Origin of the sequence: Cloacibacterium sp. Arc13, from assembly GCF_041431305.1 — a bacterium.
Lineage (GTDB): Bacteria > Bacteroidota > Bacteroidia > Flavobacteriales > Weeksellaceae > Cloacibacterium > Cloacibacterium caeni_B.
Genome location: NZ_JASMRM010000010.1, coordinates 24,597 through 44,677, shown reverse-complemented (window position 1 = coordinate 44,677; position 20,081 = coordinate 24,597). Strand labels below are relative to the sequence as shown.

Below are 20,081 nucleotides of genomic sequence, written 5' to 3'. Positions count from 1 at the left end.
ATTTTACAGCCTCAAAAAATTAACAATTATAATTTAGTTTAATATGGAAATGAATGTTTCAACACAAGAGGAGCAAGTAGTTGCTAAAAAAGTAGGAGGTCTTAATCCTGCAGTTGTTTTACCTATTCTATATGTTATAGCGTTAGGTATTTATATTTTTATTTTAGGAAATCCTGGTAACTTTAAGAACGAAGGGGTTACTGGTCTTTCAGTTGCTTTTTCTGATGTAGAGAATAAGGACTTACATCCAGATTCTTTCATGGGAATTATTTACATGGGGGGACCAATCGTTCACATTTTGATTTTATTCATGATTACTGTTATTGTTTTCGCTATTGAGCGTTTCTTCGTTCTTAGAAAAGCAGCAGGTACAGGTAACTTAGAAAACTTTGTAATTAAAGTTAGAAATTTACTTGACAAAAATAAAATTGATGAAGCAGTTGAAGAGTGTGATGCTCAAAAAGGTTCTGTAGGTAACGTAGTGAAAGAAGGTCTTACAACTTACAAAGCTTTAGCAAATGATACAACTCTTAACAAAGAGCAAAAAATGGTAGCGCTTACTAAATCAATTGAAGAAGCTACAACTTTAGAAATGCCAATGTTAGAAAAGAACATGATGATTCTTTCTACTCTAGGTACAGTAGCTACGTTAGTTGCACTATTAGGAACGGTAATCGGTATGATTAAGTCTTTCCAAGCTTTAGGTGCTGCTGGAGGTACTCCTGATGCTGCTGCATTATCAATCGGTATTTCTGAAGCACTTATCAACACTGCATTAGGTATTGGTACTTCAGCTATCGCTATTATTCTTTATAACTTCTTTACTTCTAAAATTGACGGACTTACATACAAAATCGACGAGATTGGTATGTCTATCCAACAATCTTTTGCAGAATTTAACTAATCAGTTAATTTTTGGCAAAAAAATTGCACTCTTTTTAAATGAAAGAATGCATAACTAGAAGTTTAATTTAATAAAAAATAATAAAATGGCGAGAGTCAAACCAAAAAGACACGGTGTTGTAACAGACATGACAGCAATGTGTGATGTTACTTTCTTGCTTCTTACATTCTTTATTATGACTACTCAGTTTAAAAAGCCTGATGTAGAGCAAATTAAACCGCCAACTTCTATTTCTGAAAAATTACTTCCAGATGGTAACTTAATGACAGTTAATGTTACTCCAGACGGTAAGTTTTATTTCGCAGCTGTTGAAAACTTTAATGAAAGATCAGAGTTGCTAGACAAAATGGGAGCTAAATATGGTGTGAAATTTTCAGAAGAAGAAAAAGTAGCTTTCTTCAAAACTCCAGCAATTGGAGTTCCGATGAATCAGCTTAAGAGTTTTCTTAATATGCCTGAAGATCAAAGAAAGTTTGTAAAAACTGCGGGAGTTCCATTAGACAGTACAAATAAGCAATTAATAGATTGGATTAGTAGCAGTCTTGAAATTAATCCACAATATAAATTGGCTATTAAAGGAGATGCAAACACTAATTACCCTAAAGTAAAAAATTTATTTGAAGGGCTTAGAGATATAGAGTATTATAAGTTTTGGTTAATTACTAGCCAGGAAACTAATAAATAGTAAAGAAATGGCAGAAGTACAAGTACAAGAAAAAGGCGAAAAGGGAGGCAAAGTCCGCTCCAAAAAGCAGAGTACTAAAGTTGACATGACACCAATGGTGGACCTTAACTTTTTAATGCTTATGTTTTTTATGTTTACTACTACATTTAGTAAACCTAATGTAATGGACCTTGGGTTACCGGCAAAACCAAAAGATGAGGCTGTAAAACCACCACCAACTGAGATTGATTTATCTAACTCAATTTCGTTGATTATTGGTAAAGATAATAGAATTTTCTATCACCAGTTAGATCAAGCAGGTCTTAATGAACAGACTTTACAAGAGACTACCTATGATAGAGAAGGGATTACAAAAGTAATCGAGCAAGCAAAACGTAATGCTAAAGATGTTACTAAATTTACAGTAATTATCAAGCCTACAGATGATGCAGTATATAAAAATTTCGTAGATATTTTAGATGAAATGGCGATTACTAAGTCAGAACAATATGGTGTTACAGACATTAAGCCATGGGAAAAAGTAATCTACGAGAAAAAAGTTGGAGGTTCTACACCGGCACCAGCTCAATAATTAATTCAAAACTTATTTGAATATTATGGAAAATGAAAATTTAAATTACAATCCGTCTTTAGATGAAATTGTATTTGAGCATAGAAATAAAGAATACGGTGCATATGATTTAAGATCAAGTTACAGAAGAATCTTAACAAGATCGATGATCATTGGAACTCTTATTTTCTGTATAGCAGCAATTACTCCTTTTGTAGTAATGAAAATTAAGCAATTAGCTGCTAAAGAAAAGACAGAAGTAGATGCTAACCTTATCGAAATTCTTCCTGAGGAACAAGTGAAAGAAGAGATTGTGGAAAAAGAAGAAACTCCACCACCTCCACCACCTAAAGTAGAAGAAAAAATTGAAATTATACAAAACGTAGTACCTGAACCAGTGAAGGCACCTAAAGTGGAAACTCCACCTCCGCCAATTTCTGAGCAGTTAAAAACTACCACAGGTCTTATTAACCAAGAAGGTGTTAAACAGACGGCACACATACCGCCGCCAGTACAGGCTCCACCAAAAGCTGCTGCAGTAGAGTCTAAAGCTCCAAGTACTACAGAGGTTTATGAATCTGTAGACCAAGAAGCAGAATTCCCAGGAAGTTTAAACTCTTTTAGAAATAAAATTGCTGAAAACTTTGATAACTCTGCAATGGAAGGAGGAGAAGGAACTCTAAAAACTACAGTTACATTTATTGTAGAAAGAGATGGTTCAATTTCTGATGTCAAAGCATCTGGTTCTAACTCAGATTTTAATAGTGAAGCTGTAAGAACAGTGAAAAGTATTAAAACTAAATGGGTTCCTGCGAAAATTAATGGTCAACCAGTAAGACAAAGATTTAGGTTACCATTAACTATGAATTTTGAATAAACTTACCAATTTTCATATAAAAAGAGAAGCGTAAGCTTCTCTTTTTTATGTCATTTATTAATAAACTTAATTGCTTTTATATGTTTAATTACTTATCTATTTTAATCGGATTATTTTATATTGCATTAGGTGTTTTTGTAATTGTATATCGGTTTTTTCTAGTGCAATTAGATGAGATGCCGTCTTATTTATTAGGTGGATTACTCATTTTATATGGAATATTTAGAATAGGAAGAGCAATTTATTACATAAGAAGAAAGGATGAAGAAGACGTTTAAGATTTTTATTTTTTTTATTTCAGTTTTTTCAGTCATTTCTTGTTCTCAAAATGAATCAAGCAGACCAAACAAAGGTGAAATAGTCATTGCTGCAGATGAATCTTTTAGAAACGTAACAGAAGCTTTGGCAGAAAGATATGTTGCGCATTATCCAGAAACTAAACTTCATTTGAAATTTCAGAAAGAAGACTATGCCTTAATGGATTTATTGAAGCGGAACGTAAGAGTTATCGTGATGTCTAGAGAACTTACAGAAAAAGAAAAAAAACTCTATGAAGAAATGGTAGATCTTCCTTTAAAGCCTGCAAAATTCGCTGGTGATGCAGTAGTATTTGTAGTTGCTAAAGATTCTCCTAAAAACTCAATTAGTGTTCAAGAAATAAAAAAAGAACTACAATCTGATGAAAAAAATATAATTTTTGACGGTGTAAATGCTAGTAATTTTAACTTTGTAGCTCAGAAATTAAATTTAGCCCCTCAAAAAATAAAATATTCACTAATTAAAGGTAATAAAGGAATTGTAGAGCAAATTAGTAAATTCCCTAATAGTATAGGGGTTATTAGTCTTAATACCATCTCGAATCCTTACTCTCGAGAAGCTGAAGATTTAAGGAAACAAATAAAAATTCTCTCTGTTACAGAAAATAATATTGCTTATGAGCCGAACAGAGAAAATATAAGAAATATGAAATATCCTTTCACCAGGATTCTTTATTTTTTAACTAATGAAGGACATTTTGGGTTAGGAAATGGTTTTATCAGATTCTCTTGCACTCAAAAAGGTCAAATAGTGGTAAGTAAAGAAGGACTTCAACCTTATAATATTTTTAAGAGAGAAGTAATGATGAGATAAAAAATTTTTAATTTTAAGAGATTTAATTTAATTTTGGAACGAAAATTGTGTATTAGTATTTAACATAATACATTAACAATAAAAAAATAGAAAAATGAAATATAGATTCGGACTTCCTAAAAAAATAGTTTTTGGTGCAGCGGCAACTTTTCTATTAAGTTTTGCAAGCGCACAAACAGTGTCAGAAGGGATTATTAATTTAGATAGCCATAAATATGCAAAGGCTAAAGAAGTTTTTAATCAGATGATTGCCAAATCACCTACTGCAGAAAACTATTATTATTTAGGATACTCATATTTAAGTCAGTTTGAACCAAATTTTGAACTAGCTAAAGAAAATTTCGATAAAGGTTTAGCAATTGATTCTAAAAGCTATCTTAATAAAATTGGTCTTGCTACCATTAAATTAGGGAAAGGTCAAAAAGCTTCAGCAATCACTGAACTTACTCAGGTTGCAAAAGAGTCTAAAGAAAAAGACGCAGAAGTTCTTTATAGAATCGGAGAAGCGCTTACCATGTTCGAAAATAACAATGATCCAGCTTTAGCCATTACTTATATCAATAAAGCAATTGAAAAAGCACAAAAATACGGTGTTCCTGCTTATTATTATTATACTTTAGGGGACGCTTTTAGATTGACTAGAGATCCAGGAAATGCAATGACTGCTTATGATAGAGCTTCTGAAGTTGCTAAAAATAAAGCTTCTGTTTTCTACAGAATGGCAACATTGTGGATGGCTGCTAAGCAATATAAAAAAGCAGAAGAAAATATTGCAAAAGCAATCAATACCGATGCAACTTATGCTCCAGCGTACAAAGCACAAGCTCAGTATAATAAAATTTTCCAAAAACATGAGGAAACTACTCAGAGTTTGATTAATTATACAAAGTATGCAGACGAAGATCCAAGTACAGCATTAGAGATTGCGAAGTTATACTTTATTAATAGTGACTTTGCTGAATCTAAAGCGACTTTAGATAAGGTTTTTGACAAAGTAAATGATCCAATTAAGTTCAAGTTAAGAGCTTATTTGCAATATAATGAAAATGATTTTGCAAACGCTAAAACTAATCTAGAAACTTATTATGCAAAAGTAGAGCAATCTAGAATCATCCCGAGTGATGCAGGTTTAGAAGCTGTGATTTATGCAGGATTAGCATCTAAAGAAGCAGACGCTGCTGCAAAAGCCGCTTTAATGCAAAAAGCTAATGAAAAATTAGCGGTTGTGAAAGCTGCTAAAGATGACACTCTTGATTGGGATTCAGAATTCGCAAAAGCATCAAGTGGTGCTGCGGAACTTCAAGCAAAAGCAGATGCAGGTCCTTCTAATGATAATATCGTGGCTCTTAAAAAACAAGTAGCTGCAAATAAAGAAGATACTACTGCATTGTTCAATTTAGCAATGGCCTATCAAGAAGTAAGTAACTGGGATGGTGCTGCTCTAGCTTGGCAAAAGATGAATGATCTTCTTCCAACTTGGGAACCGGCTTATTATAGCAAAGGTTATGCATTACAACAAGCTGGTTATAAAGAATTAGCTGCTGTAGCTTTCCAGAAATATATAGATGTAGCATTAACTAAAACTCCAGCAGAACAACAAGCTTTACAAGAAACATTGTTTGGAGCTTACTATTCTGTAGCTTACTTGTTACACACTACGGATAAAGTAAAGGCAAATGAAGCTTTACAAAAAGCTTTAGCAATGAAACCAAACGATCATAATTCACTTCTTTTACAGAAAGAATTAATGAAATAAAAAATGAGCTTCTCTATTGAGAAGCTTTTTTTTAATTCTAAATTTGAAAATTTAATTTTAATTTCTGTATTTTTGACCCATGAAAGTAGATATTTTAGCAATAGGAGCACATCCAGATGACGTAGAGTTAGGCTGTGGAGGAACTATAGCAAAATTAATTTCCGAAGGAAAAAAAGTAGCCATCATAGACCTTACCGAAGGTGAATTAGGAACAAGAGGAACTAATGAAACCAGAGCGCAAGAAGCGGCAACCGCATCTGAAATTTTAGGAATTTCTGCTAGAGAAAATCTTAAAATGAAAGATGGTTTTATCATCAATTCTCAAGAATATCAGTTTAGAATTATTGAAATGATTAGGAAATATCAACCAGAAATCGTTCTTTGTAATGCGATAGATGATAGGCATCCTGATCATGCGAAAGCCGCAAAATTAGTTTCAGATGCGTGTTTTTTATCTGGATTGGTTAAGATAAAAACCGATTATGAAGGTGAATCTCAAAAATTTTGGAGGCCAAAACAAGTTTTTCATTACATTCAGTGGAAAAATATTGAACCGGATTTTGTAATGGATATTTCTGGATTTTTAGACAAAAAAATAGAAGCTTGTTTAGCATATAAAACTCAGTTTTATGATCCAACTTCCACAGAACCAATGACTCCCATCGCGACCAAAGATTTTTTAGAAAGTCTAACTTATAGAGCGCAAGATTTAGGAAGATTGAGTGGAGTAGAATATGCAGAAGGTTTCACAACTGAAAAGTTATTAGCATTTAAAAATTTTGAAGGAATTATTTGTTAATTGTTTTAAAAATTTTATATATTTGCACACGCAAAAACGGTGATTGTAGCTCAGTTGGTTAGAGCGTCGGATTGTGGTTCCGAAGGTCGTGGGTTCGAGACCCATCATTCACCCAAAAAAAAAGCATCCTAATTCTGGATGCTTTTTTATTTTATGGATGTTTTAGAAATTCTACGCTTTGGTGATGCTGTCCAGAACTAGAGTTACAGGACCATCATTCAGTAAAGATACTTTCATATCTGCCCCGAAAATTCCACTTTCTGTTTTTAATCCAGATTTAGCAATCTCAGATTTAAAATATTCAAATAAAGGAATGGCTTTTTCTGGTTTTGCTGCTTTTATATAAGAAGGTCTGTTGCCTTTTTTGTAATCAGAGATTAAAGTAAATTGGCTTATGCATAAAATTTCTCCCGCTACATCTTTTACAGAAAGGTTCATTTTTCCTTCAGTATCCGAAAAAATTCTTAAGTCTACCACTTTTTTAATTAACCAATTGGCATCTTCTTGAGTATCGTTTTCGTCTACGCCGATGAGAAGGAGCAAGCCTTGAGAAATTTCTCCTACAATTTTTCCTTCTACTACTACAGATGCTTCTTTTACACGTTGAACTACTATTTTCATGCCTCTAAATTAATTATAAATATTTAAAATGTTGGTAGAAGAATTATAATTATAAAAATATTGTTTCAGAGGATAAGGACTTACAGAAGCTGGCGCTCCAGAATTAAGAAACCATTTTGCATTGTCTTTTTTGCAAATAACCAAACTTCCATTTTCTACTTCTAATGTAGTGTCTGCAGATGGACAAATATGTGGCGCGTTTCTATCATAAATTTTGAAACCATCATTGGTTCTATAAACGATTAAGCCTCTGTTTCCAGATTGCTGTTCTGAGACGTAAATCCAGCCTCCAATATTGTTAAGAGGATAATAAGAAGGTAGGCTTAAATTGAGCTGAACAGAAATAAATTGATTGGGAAAACAACTGGTAGTTTCTTCTCTGTTAGAACAAGAGTTGAGCGTTTTTAATGCGCTGAAAGCCAGTAAAATTGGGATAATTATTTTTAAAAGGCTTGGTTTCATATTAAAATTAATCATATCTTTGTAACTCGAAATTTTAATGAATATTGTCCGGCAAAGGTCGGATTATTTTTTTATATTAACATTAACGCAAAATAACCAGATATGAGTAAAGTAATGAATTATGTAACCAAAGAAGGTTTGGAAAAAATGAAGGCAGAGTTAGAACTACTCGAAAGCATAGAAAGGCCTAAAATTACTCAACAAATCGCAGAAGCAAGAGACAAAGGAGATTTATCTGAAAATGCAGAATATGACGCAGCGAAAGAAGCGCAAGGTTTGCTAGAAATGAAAATCTCTAAAATTAAAGATACTATCGCAAACTCTAAAGTGATTGACGAAAGTCAATTAGACACTTCTAAAGTTTCTATTCTTTGTACCGTTCGTCTTAAAAATAATGCGACCAAACAAGAACAAAAATTCACATTGGTTCCAGATAATGAATCTGATATTAAAGCAGGGAAAATTTCTGTAAATACTCCTATTGCAAAAGGATTATTAGGTAAAGCTGTAGGTGAAACTGCGGAGATTGTATTGCCAAATGGAAATAAACTTTCTTTTGAAGTTTTAGAAATTTCATTGTAATTTTAATCTTTAAAATTTACAAATTATGAGTTCTATATTCACCAAAATTGTAAACGGAGAAATCCCTTGCTACAAAATCGCTGAAGACGAAAATTATTTGGCTTTCTTAGATGTAATGCCATTAGCAAAAGGTCATACTTTAGTGATTCCAAAGAAAGAGGTAGACTTAATCTTTGATTTAGAATCAGAAGATTTTAAAAATCTTTGGGGATTTGCTCAACAAGTAGCCAAAAAAGTTGGAGCAGCGATGCCATGTGTAAGAGTGGGAGTGGCAGTGATAGGATTAGAAGTTCCTCATGCGCACATTCATTTGGTTCCTATGAATACCATGCAAGACCTTAATTTTGGAAACGAAAGGCTGAAACTTTCACCAGAAGAATATCAAGAAATTCAAAATAAAATAATTAACTCTTAAAATATATTAACTCAAATTTCATAGCGAAGTTTGAGTTTTTTCAAAAATAAAAAGAATGAATCCTAATCAATGCTCATTTTGTGGAAGAAAAAAATCTGAAGTTGAAATTTTAATCTCAGGACAAAATGGATTTATCTGTGAAAACTGTGTAGAGCAAGCGCATGCTATCGTAAAAGAAAGTTTACATGAAGATGAGTTTTCGCCAGTTACCTCGATTGAAGAACTTAAAAAACCTAGAGAAATTAAAGAATTTCTAGACGAATATGTAATTGGTCAAGATCAAGCCAAAAAACAATTGTCTATAGCAGTTTATAACCATTATAAAAGACTTCTTCATAATAAAGACGAAAATAAATCTGTAGAAATAGAAAAGTCTAACATAATTATGGTGGGCGAAACAGGAACGGGGAAAACACTTTTAGCAAAAACGATTGCTAAGCAATTAAACGTTCCGTTTTGTATTGTAGATGCTACTATTTTAACAGAAGCAGGTTACGTAGGAGAAGATGTAGAAAGTATTTTGTCTAGACTTTTAATGGTGGCGGATTATGATGTGGAAAAAGCAGAAAAAGGAATTGTTTTTATTGACGAAATTGATAAAATTGCTAGAAAATCAGACAATCCGAGTATTACCAGAGATGTTTCTGGTGAAGGCGTTCAGCAAGGTTTATTGAAGCTTCTAGAAGGAAGTATTGTAAATGTTCCACCACAAGGAGGAAGAAAACATCCTGACCAAAAATACATTCAAGTAAACACTCAAAATATTTTATTTATTGCAGGTGGAGCATTTGATGGAATTAAAGAAATCATCGAGAGAAGACTCAATAAGCAAGCGATAGGTTTCAGTACAGATAAACATTCTAAAGTAGAAGAAGAAAGCTATATTTTAGAAAAATTAAATGCTACAGATTTAAGAAGTTTCGGGCTTATTCCTGAATTGTTAGGTAGGTTTCCAATTGTTACTCATTTGGATAAACTGACCAAAGAGACAATGCTTAGAATCCTTACAGAACCTAAAAATTCTATCATTAATCAATTTGTAGAGCTTTTTAGGTTAGACGGAGTAAAACTTGATTTTACGGATCAAGCTCTTGAAAAAATTGTAGACTATACCATTGACAAGGGTTTAGGAGCAAGAGGTCTTAGAGGTACTACTGAGAAGGTTCTCGAGGATTATATGTATAGAATAGATGAGTTAGAAAAAGAACTTAGAATAGATGGCGGAAATATTTTAGAACCATAAATTTAACTTAAGAATTTTGTAATATTTTAAAACTAAAGAATATCTTTACAACATGAAAAGAAAATTTTTATTCCTCCCTTTTTTACTATTGAGTTTTTTTATTTCAGCTCAATTTACCATTAAGGTAGAATCTCCAAAAGATTTTTTATTTAAGGAAGCTTATCTTTATTCGCTAAACGGGTCTAAAGATATTTTATTAGATAAAGTAGAGAAAAAGAATAATGTTTGGTTTTTTAATGTGAGTAAAAATTATGTGGGTATGCTAAAAATATATTTTCCACAGGCTAATACCTCATTAAATTTTATTTCTGAAAATAAAGATATAGACCTTAGTTTCGAAACAAAGAACAATAAAGTAAATCAAATAGACTATAAAGATGAATCAAATAAGATTTTTTATGCTATTCAAGACCAGCAAATAAAAAAGGAGCAAATTTTACCTGCACTTAATCAGATTCAAACATTTTATAAAGAAAATTCTGCATTTGGCAGTGCCTTAAAAAGTGAAATTTCAGCATTAAATGAAGAAATTGTTTTTAATGAAGATGAGCACCCTTTTTTAAACTATTATTTTAAGACTTATCAAAATTATATAAAAGAAACTAACTCTAAAAAGAATATTACCAATGAAGATATTGTTTCTTTTTTAAATAATACACAAAACTACTTAGAAACCTCTTCATTGCTCAAGCCAATTTTAATGGTTTTTTTAAGCAATACAAGCAGATCAAGTTTAGGCGATGAAGTAGATAAATTACTTACAACTGTAAATGTAGAAACACCTCGCGGACAAACTATACTTTCAGAATTAATTGAAGTTTTTAATGTTTACAACATTAAAGATTTAAAAGAAAAATATCTTACAGAGGCCAAAAATCTAAAATGCACCATCAATGATAGATTAGCCCATACTATAAAATCTAATTCGAATATAGAAATTGGAAAGATTATTCCCAATAATACTTTCTTAAATCCTGTAAATACTAAAGTGAAATCTCTTCACGACGTGAAAGCAGATAAAAAGATTATCATATTGTGGTCTTCTACTTGTTCTCACTGCGAAAAAGAAATTGGCGAAATGGTGCTTCAGTATAATAAATTGAAAGAAAAAAATATAGAAGTAGTAGGACTTTCTTTAGATTCTGATGCGAAGTCTTATTCAGATAAAGTAAAAATGCTGCCTTGGATTAATGATACAGAACTCAAAGGTTGGTACAGCAGTTATGTAGATACTTATAACGTACATGCTACACCAACTTTCTATATCGTAGATGCTAAGAATAAGATTATAGCAAACCCAGATAACTTTTCTGAAATTTTAGAATTATTACAGCTAAAATAATTTGTAGACTTTAAAATTATTTATATATTTGCACCACGAAAAACGGCGAGGTAGCTCAGGTGGTTAGAGCGTTGGATTCATAACCCAAAGGTCACGGGTTCAAATCCCGTCTTCGCTACAAGTTAAGCAATAAATATTCTAAATATTTATTGCTTTTTTTATAATATGATTTCTCATCAAATTTCTATTTTCACAAGAAAAATATTTTTTTTTGATCTTTCTAATTCTATTTTTAGTCAATAAAAAATTTATTGTCTCATAGTGAAATAATGATAAAAATTAGTTGAAAAAAGATGTAAAAAATTTTGTTAGTATAAAAGAAATATGTACTTTTACACCGCTTTCAATGAGCTATTGCTCGAAAGCATAAATTTTTTTTCATCATTTGTGTTTTTAGAATCGCATCCTAGGATGTGATTCTTTTTTTATGCCTTTCTTCGTTCGTATAACACAAGTAAATCAATGAAATAAGAGTAAGTAACGCTACCTTCTTGTTGGTTTGATTTTAAGAAAATATCATTGGTAAAATAGAATATTTCGGCGATAAAAGAATCGTTTTTTTCTTTGAATAATCGTTCGTTTTTTAAATCACTTTTCACTTCTTTAGAGAGAAATAAATTTGCTTGAGCAGCAAACTCTGGATTAGTATTTCGCAATGCATTTACCAAACTTTTAGTTACATATAAATAAGCACTGTATTTGAGTTCAGAATTACCAGAATTATTACAAATCAGAAAGCCTATAAAATTAGCTTCTTGCTCCCTTGCAAAACCTAATTGATGCGCACTTTCATGAGACAAAGTGAAAGGAATGTAAGTGTGCGGTAACTCCGCGTTATACTGTGCTTCTGTGGTAAATGGATTGTAATAGCCAAGGATTCCTGTATAGCTTATCATTGGATTAAATAAGCTGGCTTTAAAGTTGTCAATGTTTGAAGTTTTAAACGGATAATATTCTTCTGGTAAGCGTTTTTGAGAATGAAGTATGCTTGACTTTAATACTTCAATATTTTTAATTTTGAATACATACTTTGTTTCAATTTTTTTTCTTTCTTGATTGGTTAATGCAATGTATTTTAAAGTAAGTTTTTCTAATTCTTTGGTGGAGATTTCTACTTTATTTTTGTCATAAAGAGGTTTTTGGAAATACAGCATTCCCCATGAAATTTGATAAATAAAATAAGAGATATTTAGTATAATCAATAGAACGCTAAAGTTACTATTCTTAATGCTTTTGAAAAGAAAAAGTAAAAGGAAAAAGATGAAAATAATATAAAAAATATCCCCAAAAGAAAATATAAAATGAGAGAAAAGCTCATTTTGAAATTCTTTTTTGAAATGAAAAAAAGTTGTGAATTGCTGAACGATTATTTCGTTTTTTGAAAAGATATAGAATAAAAGAAATTGGGCAAACAATAAGCCTGCCCAAAATAATGATTGTTTATTTTTTAAAAATTTTACCATACTAAAGCGCTTGCTCCAAGAATTGCAGCATCTGCTTCTTGTAAGTCACTGTACAAAATTTTAACTTTATTTTTGAAAACTTGTAATAAGTTGTCTTCCATAGCTTGTCTAGTTGGCTTCATGATAAGGTCACCAGCTTTGGTTAATCCACCGAAAAGTACAATGGCTTCAGGTGCAGAAAAATGCACGAAAGTAGCTAAAGCTTCTCCTAAAATTTGACCTGTAAATTCGAAAACTTCATTGGCTAGAGAATCTCCTTGTTCTGCGCATTTAAATACGGTTTCACTGGTTAATTCATTGATAGGATAATTTTCTAATAAACTAGGCGAGTGCTGAGTTTCTTGTAATAATTCAATAGCGGTATCTCTTACACCTGTTGCAGATGCGTAAGCTTCTAAAGAACCTTTAAGTCCAGTTCCTTTATGCTCTCTACCACCATTTCTTACAATTACGTGACCTAATTCTCCCGCAAAACCGTTATGTCCTAAAACGATTTTTCCATCAATGATAATTCCGCTTCCTACTCCAGTTCCTAAAGTAATGGTGATGAAGTTTTTCATTCCTTTAGCAGCACCATATTGCATTTCTCCTACAGCAGCAGCATTAGCATCATTAGTTAATTTAGCAGGAATGTGGAATTTCTGTTCTAGAAGTTCAGCCATAGGAATAATGCCTTTCCATTTTAGGTTAGCAGCATATTCTATCGTTCCTTGATAATAATTAGCATTAGGAGCGCCCATTCCTATTCCTACGAATGCTTCTGGGCCGCCATATTGCTCAATCATAGGATTTAGTTTTTCTGCTAAATCATCTATAAAAGCTTCTACGTTATCATGTTCATTGGTTTTAATTCTGTCTTGAACTAGAATTTCACCTTTTTTATTTACGATACCAAATTTGGTATTGGTACCACCTACATCGATACCAATTGCATATTTTTCTTTCATGTTAGTCAACTTTAATGTCTTTATTTACGTTTTTGCTTCCTACTAATGCATAGAATAGCATATAAGTAATTCCTATAACTACTACCCAATAACTCTGTACATATCCGAAGATATCAGCAGCATAACCTTGAACAGCCGGGATAATTCCACCACCACAAACCATCACCATGAAAATACCAGATGCAGCTGCAGTATATTTTCCTAATCCTTCTGTAGCTAAGTTAAAGATTCCTCCCCACATTACAGAAGTACATAATCCACATAATACCAATAGCATAATACTTACTGGAACTTGAGCTAATCCGAAAGAAATATCAGATTGGAAAACAGGCATACTTACCATTTGGTCTTTTGGTAAGAAGATAGCTAAAAGTACAAATACCAATCCTAGAACTGCTGCGAAACTTAACATTGATTTACTAGAAAATTTAGAACCTAAAACACCTCCAGTTAATCTTCCTACTAACATTAAAAACCAATATGTTCCTACTACAGTTCCTGCAGTGGTAGCATTAATTTGTAAATCACCAGTCATATAAAGATTAGCAATATTCGGGATTCCTACTTCTACACCTACATATACGAAAATTGCAATTGCTCCTAATACGAAATGTCTGAATGAAAGTGGACTGTGTGTATTTTTTTCTGTGCTTTTCTCTGCTACAATGTGTGGCTCTGGAATGCTCATTGAATATAATACGACAAATGCCAAAACAAAAATTCCTATTGCTAAGAATAATGCTGGATTAGCATCTGAAATAGTAGCTTTTGCTACATCTCCCATTAGATAACCTACTAATACTGGAACGATAGTAGCTCCCATAGAATTTAAAGTACCACCGAATTGTAATAACTGGTTACCTCTTTTTCCTTCTCCTCCTAAAGTATTTAGCATTGGGTTTACTACAGTATTTAGCATACACATAGAGAAACCACCTACAAATGCTCCGATTAAATAAACGGCAAAACTTTCGATTTTACCAGAGAAGAAAGTAATTGCTACACCAGCAATACCTACCAAAATTGCAGTAAGAGCAGTTTTTTTATAACCAATTTTTTGCAGCATTAAACCTGCAGGAATTCCCATGAAAGCATAGGCAAGAAAATTGGCAAAATTACCTAATTGTGAAAGTAAATTACTTGCCTGAAATTGGTTTTTTACAATTACTCCCATCGGATTTTGTAAACCTGTAACGAAGGCAATCATAAAAAAGAGTGCAAACATCATTGCAATCGGTAAAGCATAGCTTTGTTTGTTTTGGTTAGTGTCCATATTTTTGTTTTTAATTTATTTTATAAATCCTGAGCAGAAATTATGCTAACAAATATATTATTATTTTATCAAAATGATATAATAGATTTTTTAATTATTTTGAAGGGTAAATTTAATAAGATTATGTGAAACTTCTTTCAATTCTTGTATGTTTTTTGTTGGCTCTAAAATCTCATTAAAATAAATTTTAATTTTTCCTGGATAGCCTTTTCCATGGTCAAAAGGAAACATTTCTTTCAATCCTACAATCGTAAAAACAGCAAGTGGAGACTGGTGTTTGTTAGATAAAATAAAAGCTCCATCTTTAAATTTGTCTAAAATGATAGACGTGTCATCTGGAACGCCACCTTCTGGAAAAATCACAATGCTGTCTCCTTCTTCCATACGTTCTGCGCATCTTTCATAGACTTCTGCTCTGCTTTTGGGCGAACTTCTGTCTACCATTACACAGATTCTTTTATAAATAGTACCGAAAATAGGAATTTTCACCAATTCCTTTTTGCCAACAAAACAAATAGGATGATGAGGGAATAATAAAACCGGAATAAAAATATCTACAATAGAAGTGTGATTGGCAATAATAACGTATTGTTGGTTTCTGTCAATTTTTTTATTGGTCTTATTAATGAGTTCATATCTAAAACCCATGCCGTAAAAAACACCTTTACACCAAAGTCTCACGAAAAAGTAAGCATATTTATAGTGTTCTTTTTTTATGGAGAGCAAATAAACAGGAATAAAGAATAGAATAAGTAAAATTCCAGCGAGTAAAACCATCCAGCCTCGCCAAAGATAATTAAGTGCTCTTTTCATGTTTTTAACCATTAAAAATTACGTTTTTCTTGATCGAATAATTAAGGATAGAAACCAATCCAATGGCGGCAATTTTACTTAAAATCTGTGGACTGAAGGTGTAAATAATCAGGTCTAGATTATCTCTAAAGATGGTATTGTAAAATAATTGGAAAAATAATAAACTCAATATGGTAGAGAAAAAAGAAATCACCATAAAATAAGCAAATTCCCTTTTTTTAGAGTGCTTCCCACGTTCGAAAACAAACCAAATACTTAAAAAATAATTGAAAACGATACCACAAGTAGTAGATAATATGTTGCTCAACGGAAAATGAATTCCGTGAAAATTAGTCTCACTAGAATAAAAACGTGGGATATTAACACTGAATAATTTAAAACTCCCAATTTCTACAATCGCACTTAAACCTCCCGCAATAATAAAAAATAGAACTTGCTTTTGTTTTAATAAAAGTTGTTTCATAAAATTTTCTTACTACAAATTTAAACTTAAATGTTAAAGTTTAATAAATTATCATTAATTATTTTTTTATAACAAAAAAATATATAATTTAGTATTACAAAATACGCCATCAAAACCTGATAAAAAATTCATTTTCAATTATATATGAAAGTGTTTTTTTTGTCTTGATACCAGAGAGTTCATTGATATTTACCACACCAAATCAAAAAATAAAAGTATGAAAACACCGAGACCATACAGAAAATTTCAGTTTAAGCAAGAGAAAATTAAGGACTTAGAAGAGCATAATCCCCGCTTCAAAAGAATTTATTCAGAATTCGAAAATCTCACAGACGAAATATGGGACATAGAAACTGGAGATAGAGCTTCTGTGCCAGATGATTTTATGTTTGCCCTTAAACTACAGACTCATTATTTAGAAGATGAAATAGAACATTGGCTAGACCTAAAAGATGAGGAAAGCATAGAATAAAAAAGATTTTCCTAATTTAGCAATTTAAACGCTTTGTGTATGATTGCAATTGTTGACGGTGGTTCTACAAAATGTGACTGGGTAATTCTAGATCATTCTGGTAAGATTTCTCAAAAGACCGAAACACTCGGTTTTAATCCAAATATTATTAATGCAGATTTGATTCCTCAAGAAATTGAGAAGAATCAGCATCTGTATTTTCTTAAAGAACATTTAAAAGAAATTTATTTTTACGGTTCTGGTTGCGGAACTCCAGAAAATGCGGCTTTGGTAGAAGTTAATTTACAAAAAGCATTTCCACATGCTAAAGTGATTGTAAAAGAAGATATGACAGCCGCTGCTTATGCAGCTTACAATGGTAAACCTGCAATTGTTTGTATTCTAGGAACAGGTTCTAACTCTTGTTTTTTTGATGGAGGAACCGTAAGAAGAGATTTGCCATCACTAGGTTTTTTAATTGGTGACGAAGGAAGTGGTTCTGCGCTTGGTAAACAATTGTTGCGCAGATTTTTCATGAAAAAATTACCCAAAGATTTACACGAAGATTTCATGGCTACTTATCATCTTACCATAGAAGATGCCATCAGAAATATGTATCACAATCCTAGAGCTAATGCTTATCTCGCAGAATTTAATAAATTTGTAGTCCTCAAAAAATCACATCCATATTTTCAAAATATGATATTTGATGAGATGAAAAATTTCTTTGAATATCAAGTGCTTCCTTATGAAGAAGCCAGAGAAGCAGAGATTAACTTTATTGGTTCTATCGCTTTTGTGTACGAAGATATTTTGAGATCTGCCGCCGCAGAACTTAATCTTACCGTAGGAAAAATTGTACAAAGACCTATAGAAAGCCTAGTAGAGTATCATAAAAAATACATTTTCAATCAAGAGGAATAAAAAATATTTCCTCTTCTTTTTTTAATATAGAATTTACTTTTAATTAAATTTTTAAAAATTTATGTCAAATAAAACGCATAGAGATCAAGAGCAATTTAGAAACGCAGCGCTTGATTATCACAGAAATGAACCTAAAGGAAAAATAGAAGTCATTCCCTCTAAACCTCACTCTTCGCAGAGAGATTTATCATTAGCATATTCACCAGGTGTAGCAGAACCTTGCTTAGAAATCGAAAAAAATCCTTCTACTATATATGAATATACCACCAAAGGAAACTTAGTAGCCGTAATTTCAAATGGGACTGCGGTTTTAGGATTGGGAGACATCGGTGCAGAAGCTTCTAAACCAGTAATGGAAGGAAAAGGATTATTGTTTAAAATCTTTGCAGATATCAATGTTTTTGATATTGAGATTAACGAAAAAGATCCAGACAAATTTATAGAAATCGTTAAAGGAATTTCGCCCACTTTTGGAGGAATCAATTTAGAAGATATCAAAGCGCCAGAAGCTTTCTACATAGAACAAAGACTGAAAGAAGAGCTTAATATTCCTTTGATGCATGATGACCAACACGGAACTGCCATCATTTCTGCAGCAGCATTAATTAATGCTTTAGAATTGGCAGATAAAAAAATAGATGAGGTGAAAATGGTGGTAAATGGAGCAGGAGCAGCAGCAATTGCTTGTACCAAATTATACATTGCACTAGGTCTTAAAAAAGAAAACGTATTGATGTGTGATTCTAAAGGAGTAATTAATCATAAGAGAGAAAATCTTACTCCAGAAAAATTAGATTTTATAGCACAAACAGATATTTCTACGTTGGAACAAGCTTTAGAGGGAGCAGATGTTTTTGTTGGTTTGTCTAAAGGAGATGTTATGACTGCAAAAATGCTTAGTTCAATGGCGGAAAATCCTGTGGTTTTTGCTTTGGCAAATCCTACTCCAGAGATTGACTATAATCTTGCCATCGCAACGAGACCAGATGTTATTATGGCAACTGGTAGAAGTGATTTTCCTAATCAGGTGAATAACGTTCTTGGTTTCCCATATATTTTCAGAGGTGCATTAGATGTACAAGCTACTGGAATTAATGAAGAAATGAAATTGGCTGCTGTAAAAGCAATCGCAGAATTAGCAAAAGAGCCGGTTCCTGAAATGGTGAAATTGGCTTACAATGTTAAAAATATAGGATTTGGTAGAGAATATTTCATTCCGAAACCATTTGATAATAGATTATTAACCAAAGTTTCCATTGCAGTAGCAAAAGCGGCTATGGAAAGCGGAATTTCTAGAAAACCGATTGCCGATTTTGAAGAATATGAAAATCAGTTGCTAGACAGAATGGGTAGAGATGAAAAACTCATCAGAATGATGCAAAACAGAGCGCGTTCTAACCCAAAACGTGTTACGCTAGGAAATGCTGAAGAATATAATGTACTGAAGGCTGCTCAAATTCTTTATGAAGAAGGAATTGCTCATCCTATTTTATTAGGAGAGAAAAAATTCATCAAAGAACAAATGGAAAAATTCGGAATTCATTTAGATGTTCCGATTGTAGATCCAATGGATGATGACCAAGACGAAAATCGTAAAAAATACAGAGAAACGCTCTGGAGACTTCGCAATAGAAAAGGGGTAAATGAATATATTGCCAAAAGATTGGTAAGAAACAGAGATTATTTTGGACCACTCATGTTGCAACATGGTGACACGGATGCACTCATTGTAGGATATTCTAAAAATTACAGAACCGTTCTGAGACCTGTTTTAGAAATTATAGAAAAAGCAAAAGGAGTAGATAAAATTGCATCTATGATGATGATTTTATCAGATAAAAAGCCTTATTTCTTTGCTGATACTTCTATCCATGTAAATCCTACACCAGAAGAAATGGCCAACATCGCGAAGATGGCAGAGTTTGCGATTAAATCTTTCGCAATTCAACCAAGAATTGCCATGCTTTCTTATGAAAATTTCTCGGCCAATTCTGAGACTTCTAAAAAAGTAGCAAAAGCAGTGAATATTCTACATCAAAAATATCCAGATATGATTGTAGATGGAGAGTTTCAGCCAGATTTTGCAATGAGTGCAGATCATCTTCAGGATTATCCTTTCTCAAAATTAGGAAAAACTCCAGCCAATACTTTTATCTTCCCGAATCTAGAAAGTGCTAATCTTTCTTATAAAATTATCAGAGGAATGAAAGTAGCACAAGTAGTAGGACCTATTTTATTAGGACTAAAACAACCTGTTCACGTTTTACAAATGCGAGCAAGTGTAGATGAAATTGTAAACTTGGCAACTATAGCCGTTTTAGATGCTCAAATGCGCGAAAATCAATAATATTTAAACCGAGAATTTTCTCGGTTTTTTTAT

Annotated in this window: 21 protein-coding genes and 2 tRNA genes; 16 read left to right on the top strand and 7 right to left on the bottom strand. The window is 32.2% G+C overall.

The genetic code is table 11. The features are described from left to right. Positions 1-43 precede the first annotated feature (43 nt). The 8 genes from QO190_RS08760 to QO190_RS08725 all read left to right on the top strand — a co-directional run bounded on the left by QO190_RS08760 (position 44) and on the right by QO190_RS08725 (position 6,816). On the top strand, positions 44-904 hold the full coding sequence (locus QO190_RS08760; RefSeq protein ID WP_104793944.1) for a MotA/TolQ/ExbB proton channel family protein: 861 nt from the start codon (positions 44-46) through the stop codon (positions 902-904). An 85-nt stretch (positions 905-989) separates the two neighbouring features. After that, entirely contained in the window at positions 990-1,589 is a 600-nt protein-coding gene (locus tag QO190_RS08755; RefSeq protein WP_069797908.1) for a biopolymer transporter ExbD, read from the top strand. A 7-nt stretch (positions 1,590-1,596) separates the two neighbouring features. Further along, on the top strand, positions 1,597-2,160 hold the full coding sequence (locus tag QO190_RS08750; RefSeq protein WP_371462618.1) for an ExbD/TolR family protein: 564 nt from the start codon (positions 1,597-1,599) through the stop codon (positions 2,158-2,160). Between the two features lie 25 nt (positions 2,161-2,185). Further along, on the top strand, positions 2,186-3,016 hold the full coding sequence (locus QO190_RS08745) for an energy transducer TonB (RefSeq protein WP_213189883.1): 831 nt from the start codon (positions 2,186-2,188) through the stop codon (positions 3,014-3,016). Positions 3,017-3,277: 261 nt separating this feature from the next. After that, on the top strand, positions 3,278-4,147 hold the full coding sequence (locus QO190_RS08740) for a PstS family phosphate ABC transporter substrate-binding protein (protein ID WP_069797916.1): 870 nt from the start codon (positions 3,278-3,280) through the stop codon (positions 4,145-4,147). A 94-nt stretch (positions 4,148-4,241) separates the two neighbouring features. Further along, complete coding sequence (locus QO190_RS08735; protein ID WP_371462620.1) at positions 4,242-5,903, top strand: hypothetical protein; 1,662 nt, start codon at positions 4,242-4,244, stop codon at positions 5,901-5,903. Between the two features lie 79 nt (positions 5,904-5,982). Next, the gene (gene bshB1, locus QO190_RS08730; RefSeq protein ID WP_069797920.1) at positions 5,983-6,702 is read left to right on the top strand and encodes a bacillithiol biosynthesis deacetylase BshB1; all 720 of its coding nucleotides are present in this window, start codon (positions 5,983-5,985) and stop codon (positions 6,700-6,702) included. Positions 6,703-6,740: 38 nt separating this feature from the next. Then, positions 6,741-6,816, top strand: a tRNA-His gene (locus QO190_RS08725). 57 nt (positions 6,817-6,873) lie between these two features. Here QO190_RS08725 and dtd read toward each other — a convergent pair. Continuing rightward, positions 6,874-7,323: a D-aminoacyl-tRNA deacylase gene (dtd, locus tag QO190_RS08720; protein ID WP_371462623.1), complete on the bottom strand. Its 450-nt coding sequence runs from the start codon at positions 7,321-7,323 to the stop codon at positions 6,874-6,876. Between the two features lie 9 nt (positions 7,324-7,332). Then, a complete protein-coding gene (locus QO190_RS08715; RefSeq protein WP_245993177.1) occupies positions 7,333-7,800 on the bottom strand; it encodes a hypothetical protein in 468 nt (155 codons plus the stop codon). Positions 7,801-7,899: 99 nt separating this feature from the next. Here QO190_RS08715 and greA point away from each other — a divergent pair, with 99 nt between their 5' ends. The 5 genes from greA to QO190_RS08690 all read left to right on the top strand — a co-directional run bounded on the left by greA (position 7,900) and on the right by QO190_RS08690 (position 11,485). Beyond that, positions 7,900-8,367 carry a transcription elongation factor GreA gene (gene greA / locus QO190_RS08710; protein ID WP_069797966.1) on the top strand — a complete coding sequence of 156 codons (468 nt, stop codon included), beginning with the start codon at positions 7,900-7,902 and terminating at the stop codon, positions 8,365-8,367. A gap of 25 nt (positions 8,368-8,392) precedes the next feature. Beyond that, positions 8,393-8,782, top strand: coding sequence for an HIT family protein (locus QO190_RS08705; protein ID WP_213196797.1), 390 nt, complete (start codon positions 8,393-8,395; stop codon positions 8,780-8,782). Between the two features lie 55 nt (positions 8,783-8,837). After that, entirely contained in the window at positions 8,838-10,025 is a 1,188-nt protein-coding gene (clpX, locus tag QO190_RS08700) for an ATP-dependent Clp protease ATP-binding subunit ClpX (RefSeq protein WP_371462626.1), read from the top strand. A 52-nt stretch (positions 10,026-10,077) separates the two neighbouring features. Further along, positions 10,078-11,367, top strand: a complete 1,290-nt coding sequence (locus tag QO190_RS08695) for a TlpA family protein disulfide reductase (protein ID WP_371462628.1) — start codon at positions 10,078-10,080, stop codon at positions 11,365-11,367. Between the two features lie 44 nt (positions 11,368-11,411). Then, positions 11,412-11,485, top strand: a tRNA-Met gene (locus QO190_RS08690). 307 nt (positions 11,486-11,792) lie between these two features. Here QO190_RS08690 and QO190_RS08685 read toward each other — a convergent pair. The 5 genes from QO190_RS08685 to QO190_RS08665 all read right to left on the bottom strand — a co-directional run bounded on the left by QO190_RS08685 (position 11,793) and on the right by QO190_RS08665 (position 16,326). Next, positions 11,793-12,830 (bottom strand): DUF3810 domain-containing protein, encoded by a 1,038-nt coding sequence (locus QO190_RS08685; protein WP_371462630.1) that lies wholly within the window; start codon positions 12,828-12,830, stop codon positions 11,793-11,795. Next, the gene (locus QO190_RS08680) at positions 12,824-13,777 is read right to left on the bottom strand and encodes an ROK family protein (protein ID WP_371462632.1); all 954 of its coding nucleotides are present in this window, start codon (positions 13,775-13,777) and stop codon (positions 12,824-12,826) included. The genes QO190_RS08685 and QO190_RS08680 overlap by 7 nt, the downstream gene beginning before the upstream one ends. A 1-nt stretch (position 13,778) precedes the next feature. Continuing rightward, positions 13,779-15,050, bottom strand: coding sequence for an MFS transporter (locus QO190_RS08675; protein WP_371462634.1), 1,272 nt, complete (start codon positions 15,048-15,050; stop codon positions 13,779-13,781). 90 nt (positions 15,051-15,140) lie between these two features. Beyond that, positions 15,141-15,863, bottom strand: a complete 723-nt coding sequence (locus QO190_RS08670) for a lysophospholipid acyltransferase family protein (RefSeq protein WP_371462636.1) — start codon at positions 15,861-15,863, stop codon at positions 15,141-15,143. 4 nt (positions 15,864-15,867) lie between these two features. Next, positions 15,868-16,326 carry a GtrA family protein gene (locus tag QO190_RS08665; RefSeq protein WP_371462638.1) on the bottom strand — a complete coding sequence of 153 codons (459 nt, stop codon included), beginning with the start codon at positions 16,324-16,326 and terminating at the stop codon, positions 15,868-15,870. A gap of 217 nt (positions 16,327-16,543) precedes the next feature. On the opposite strand from QO190_RS08665, the gene QO190_RS08660 reads away from it, so the two are divergent. From QO190_RS08660 to QO190_RS08650, 3 genes are all read left to right on the top strand, one after another. Continuing rightward, positions 16,544-16,798, top strand: coding sequence for a hypothetical protein (locus tag QO190_RS08660; protein WP_371462640.1), 255 nt, complete (start codon positions 16,544-16,546; stop codon positions 16,796-16,798). 39 nt (positions 16,799-16,837) lie between these two features. Further along, positions 16,838-17,701, top strand: coding sequence for a BadF/BadG/BcrA/BcrD ATPase family protein (locus tag QO190_RS08655; RefSeq protein WP_371462642.1), 864 nt, complete (start codon positions 16,838-16,840; stop codon positions 17,699-17,701). A 61-nt stretch (positions 17,702-17,762) separates the two neighbouring features. Continuing rightward, positions 17,763-20,048, top strand: coding sequence for an NADP-dependent malic enzyme (locus tag QO190_RS08650; RefSeq protein ID WP_371462643.1), 2,286 nt, complete (start codon positions 17,763-17,765; stop codon positions 20,046-20,048). The last annotated feature ends 33 nt before the right edge of the window (positions 20,049-20,081 follow it).

Bases quoted from the DNA above. Each gene is read 5' to 3' on its own strand.
- QO190_RS08705 (WP_213196797.1), top strand. From the start codon at position 8,393: ATGAGTTCTATATTCACCAAAATTGTAAACGGAGAAATCCCTTGCTAC.
- greA (WP_069797966.1), top strand. From the start codon at position 7,900: ATGAATTATGTAACCAAAGAAGGTTTGGAAAAAATGAAGGCAGAGTTA.
- QO190_RS08740 (WP_069797916.1), top strand. From the start codon at position 3,278: ATGAAGAAGACGTTTAAGATTTTTATTTTTTTTATTTCAGTTTTTTCA.
- bshB1 (WP_069797920.1), top strand. From the start codon at position 5,983: ATGAAAGTAGATATTTTAGCAATAGGAGCACATCCAGATGACGTAGAG.
- QO190_RS08760 (WP_104793944.1), top strand. From the start codon at position 44: ATGGAAATGAATGTTTCAACACAAGAGGAGCAAGTAGTTGCTAAAAAA.
- QO190_RS08675 (WP_371462634.1), bottom strand. From the start codon at position 15,050: ATGGACACTAACCAAAACAAACAAAGCTATGCTTTACCGATTGCAATG.
- QO190_RS08715 (WP_245993177.1), bottom strand. From the start codon at position 7,800: ATGATTAATTTTAATATGAAACCAAGCCTTTTAAAAATAATTATCCCA.
- dtd (WP_371462623.1), bottom strand. From the start codon at position 7,323: ATGAAAATAGTAGTTCAACGTGTAAAAGAAGCATCTGTAGTAGTAGAA.
- QO190_RS08685 (WP_371462630.1), bottom strand. From the start codon at position 12,830: ATGGTAAAATTTTTAAAAAATAAACAATCATTATTTTGGGCAGGCTTA.
- QO190_RS08750 (WP_371462618.1), top strand. From the start codon at position 1,597: ATGGCAGAAGTACAAGTACAAGAAAAAGGCGAAAAGGGAGGCAAAGTC.
- QO190_RS08650 (WP_371462643.1), top strand. From the start codon at position 17,763: ATGTCAAATAAAACGCATAGAGATCAAGAGCAATTTAGAAACGCAGCG.
- clpX (WP_371462626.1), top strand. From the start codon at position 8,838: ATGAATCCTAATCAATGCTCATTTTGTGGAAGAAAAAAATCTGAAGTT.
- QO190_RS08755 (WP_069797908.1), top strand. From the start codon at position 990: ATGGCGAGAGTCAAACCAAAAAGACACGGTGTTGTAACAGACATGACA.
- QO190_RS08680 (WP_371462632.1), bottom strand. From the start codon at position 13,777: ATGAAAGAAAAATATGCAATTGGTATCGATGTAGGTGGTACCAATACC.
- QO190_RS08655 (WP_371462642.1), top strand. From the start codon at position 16,838: ATGATTGCAATTGTTGACGGTGGTTCTACAAAATGTGACTGGGTAATT.
- QO190_RS08735 (WP_371462620.1), top strand. From the start codon at position 4,242: ATGAAATATAGATTCGGACTTCCTAAAAAAATAGTTTTTGGTGCAGCG.
- QO190_RS08665 (WP_371462638.1), bottom strand. From the start codon at position 16,326: ATGAAACAACTTTTATTAAAACAAAAGCAAGTTCTATTTTTTATTATT.
- QO190_RS08745 (WP_213189883.1), top strand. From the start codon at position 2,186: ATGGAAAATGAAAATTTAAATTACAATCCGTCTTTAGATGAAATTGTA.
- QO190_RS08670 (WP_371462636.1), bottom strand. From the start codon at position 15,863: ATGAAAAGAGCACTTAATTATCTTTGGCGAGGCTGGATGGTTTTACTC.
- QO190_RS08660 (WP_371462640.1), top strand. From the start codon at position 16,544: ATGAAAACACCGAGACCATACAGAAAATTTCAGTTTAAGCAAGAGAAA.
- QO190_RS08695 (WP_371462628.1), top strand. From the start codon at position 10,078: ATGAAAAGAAAATTTTTATTCCTCCCTTTTTTACTATTGAGTTTTTTT.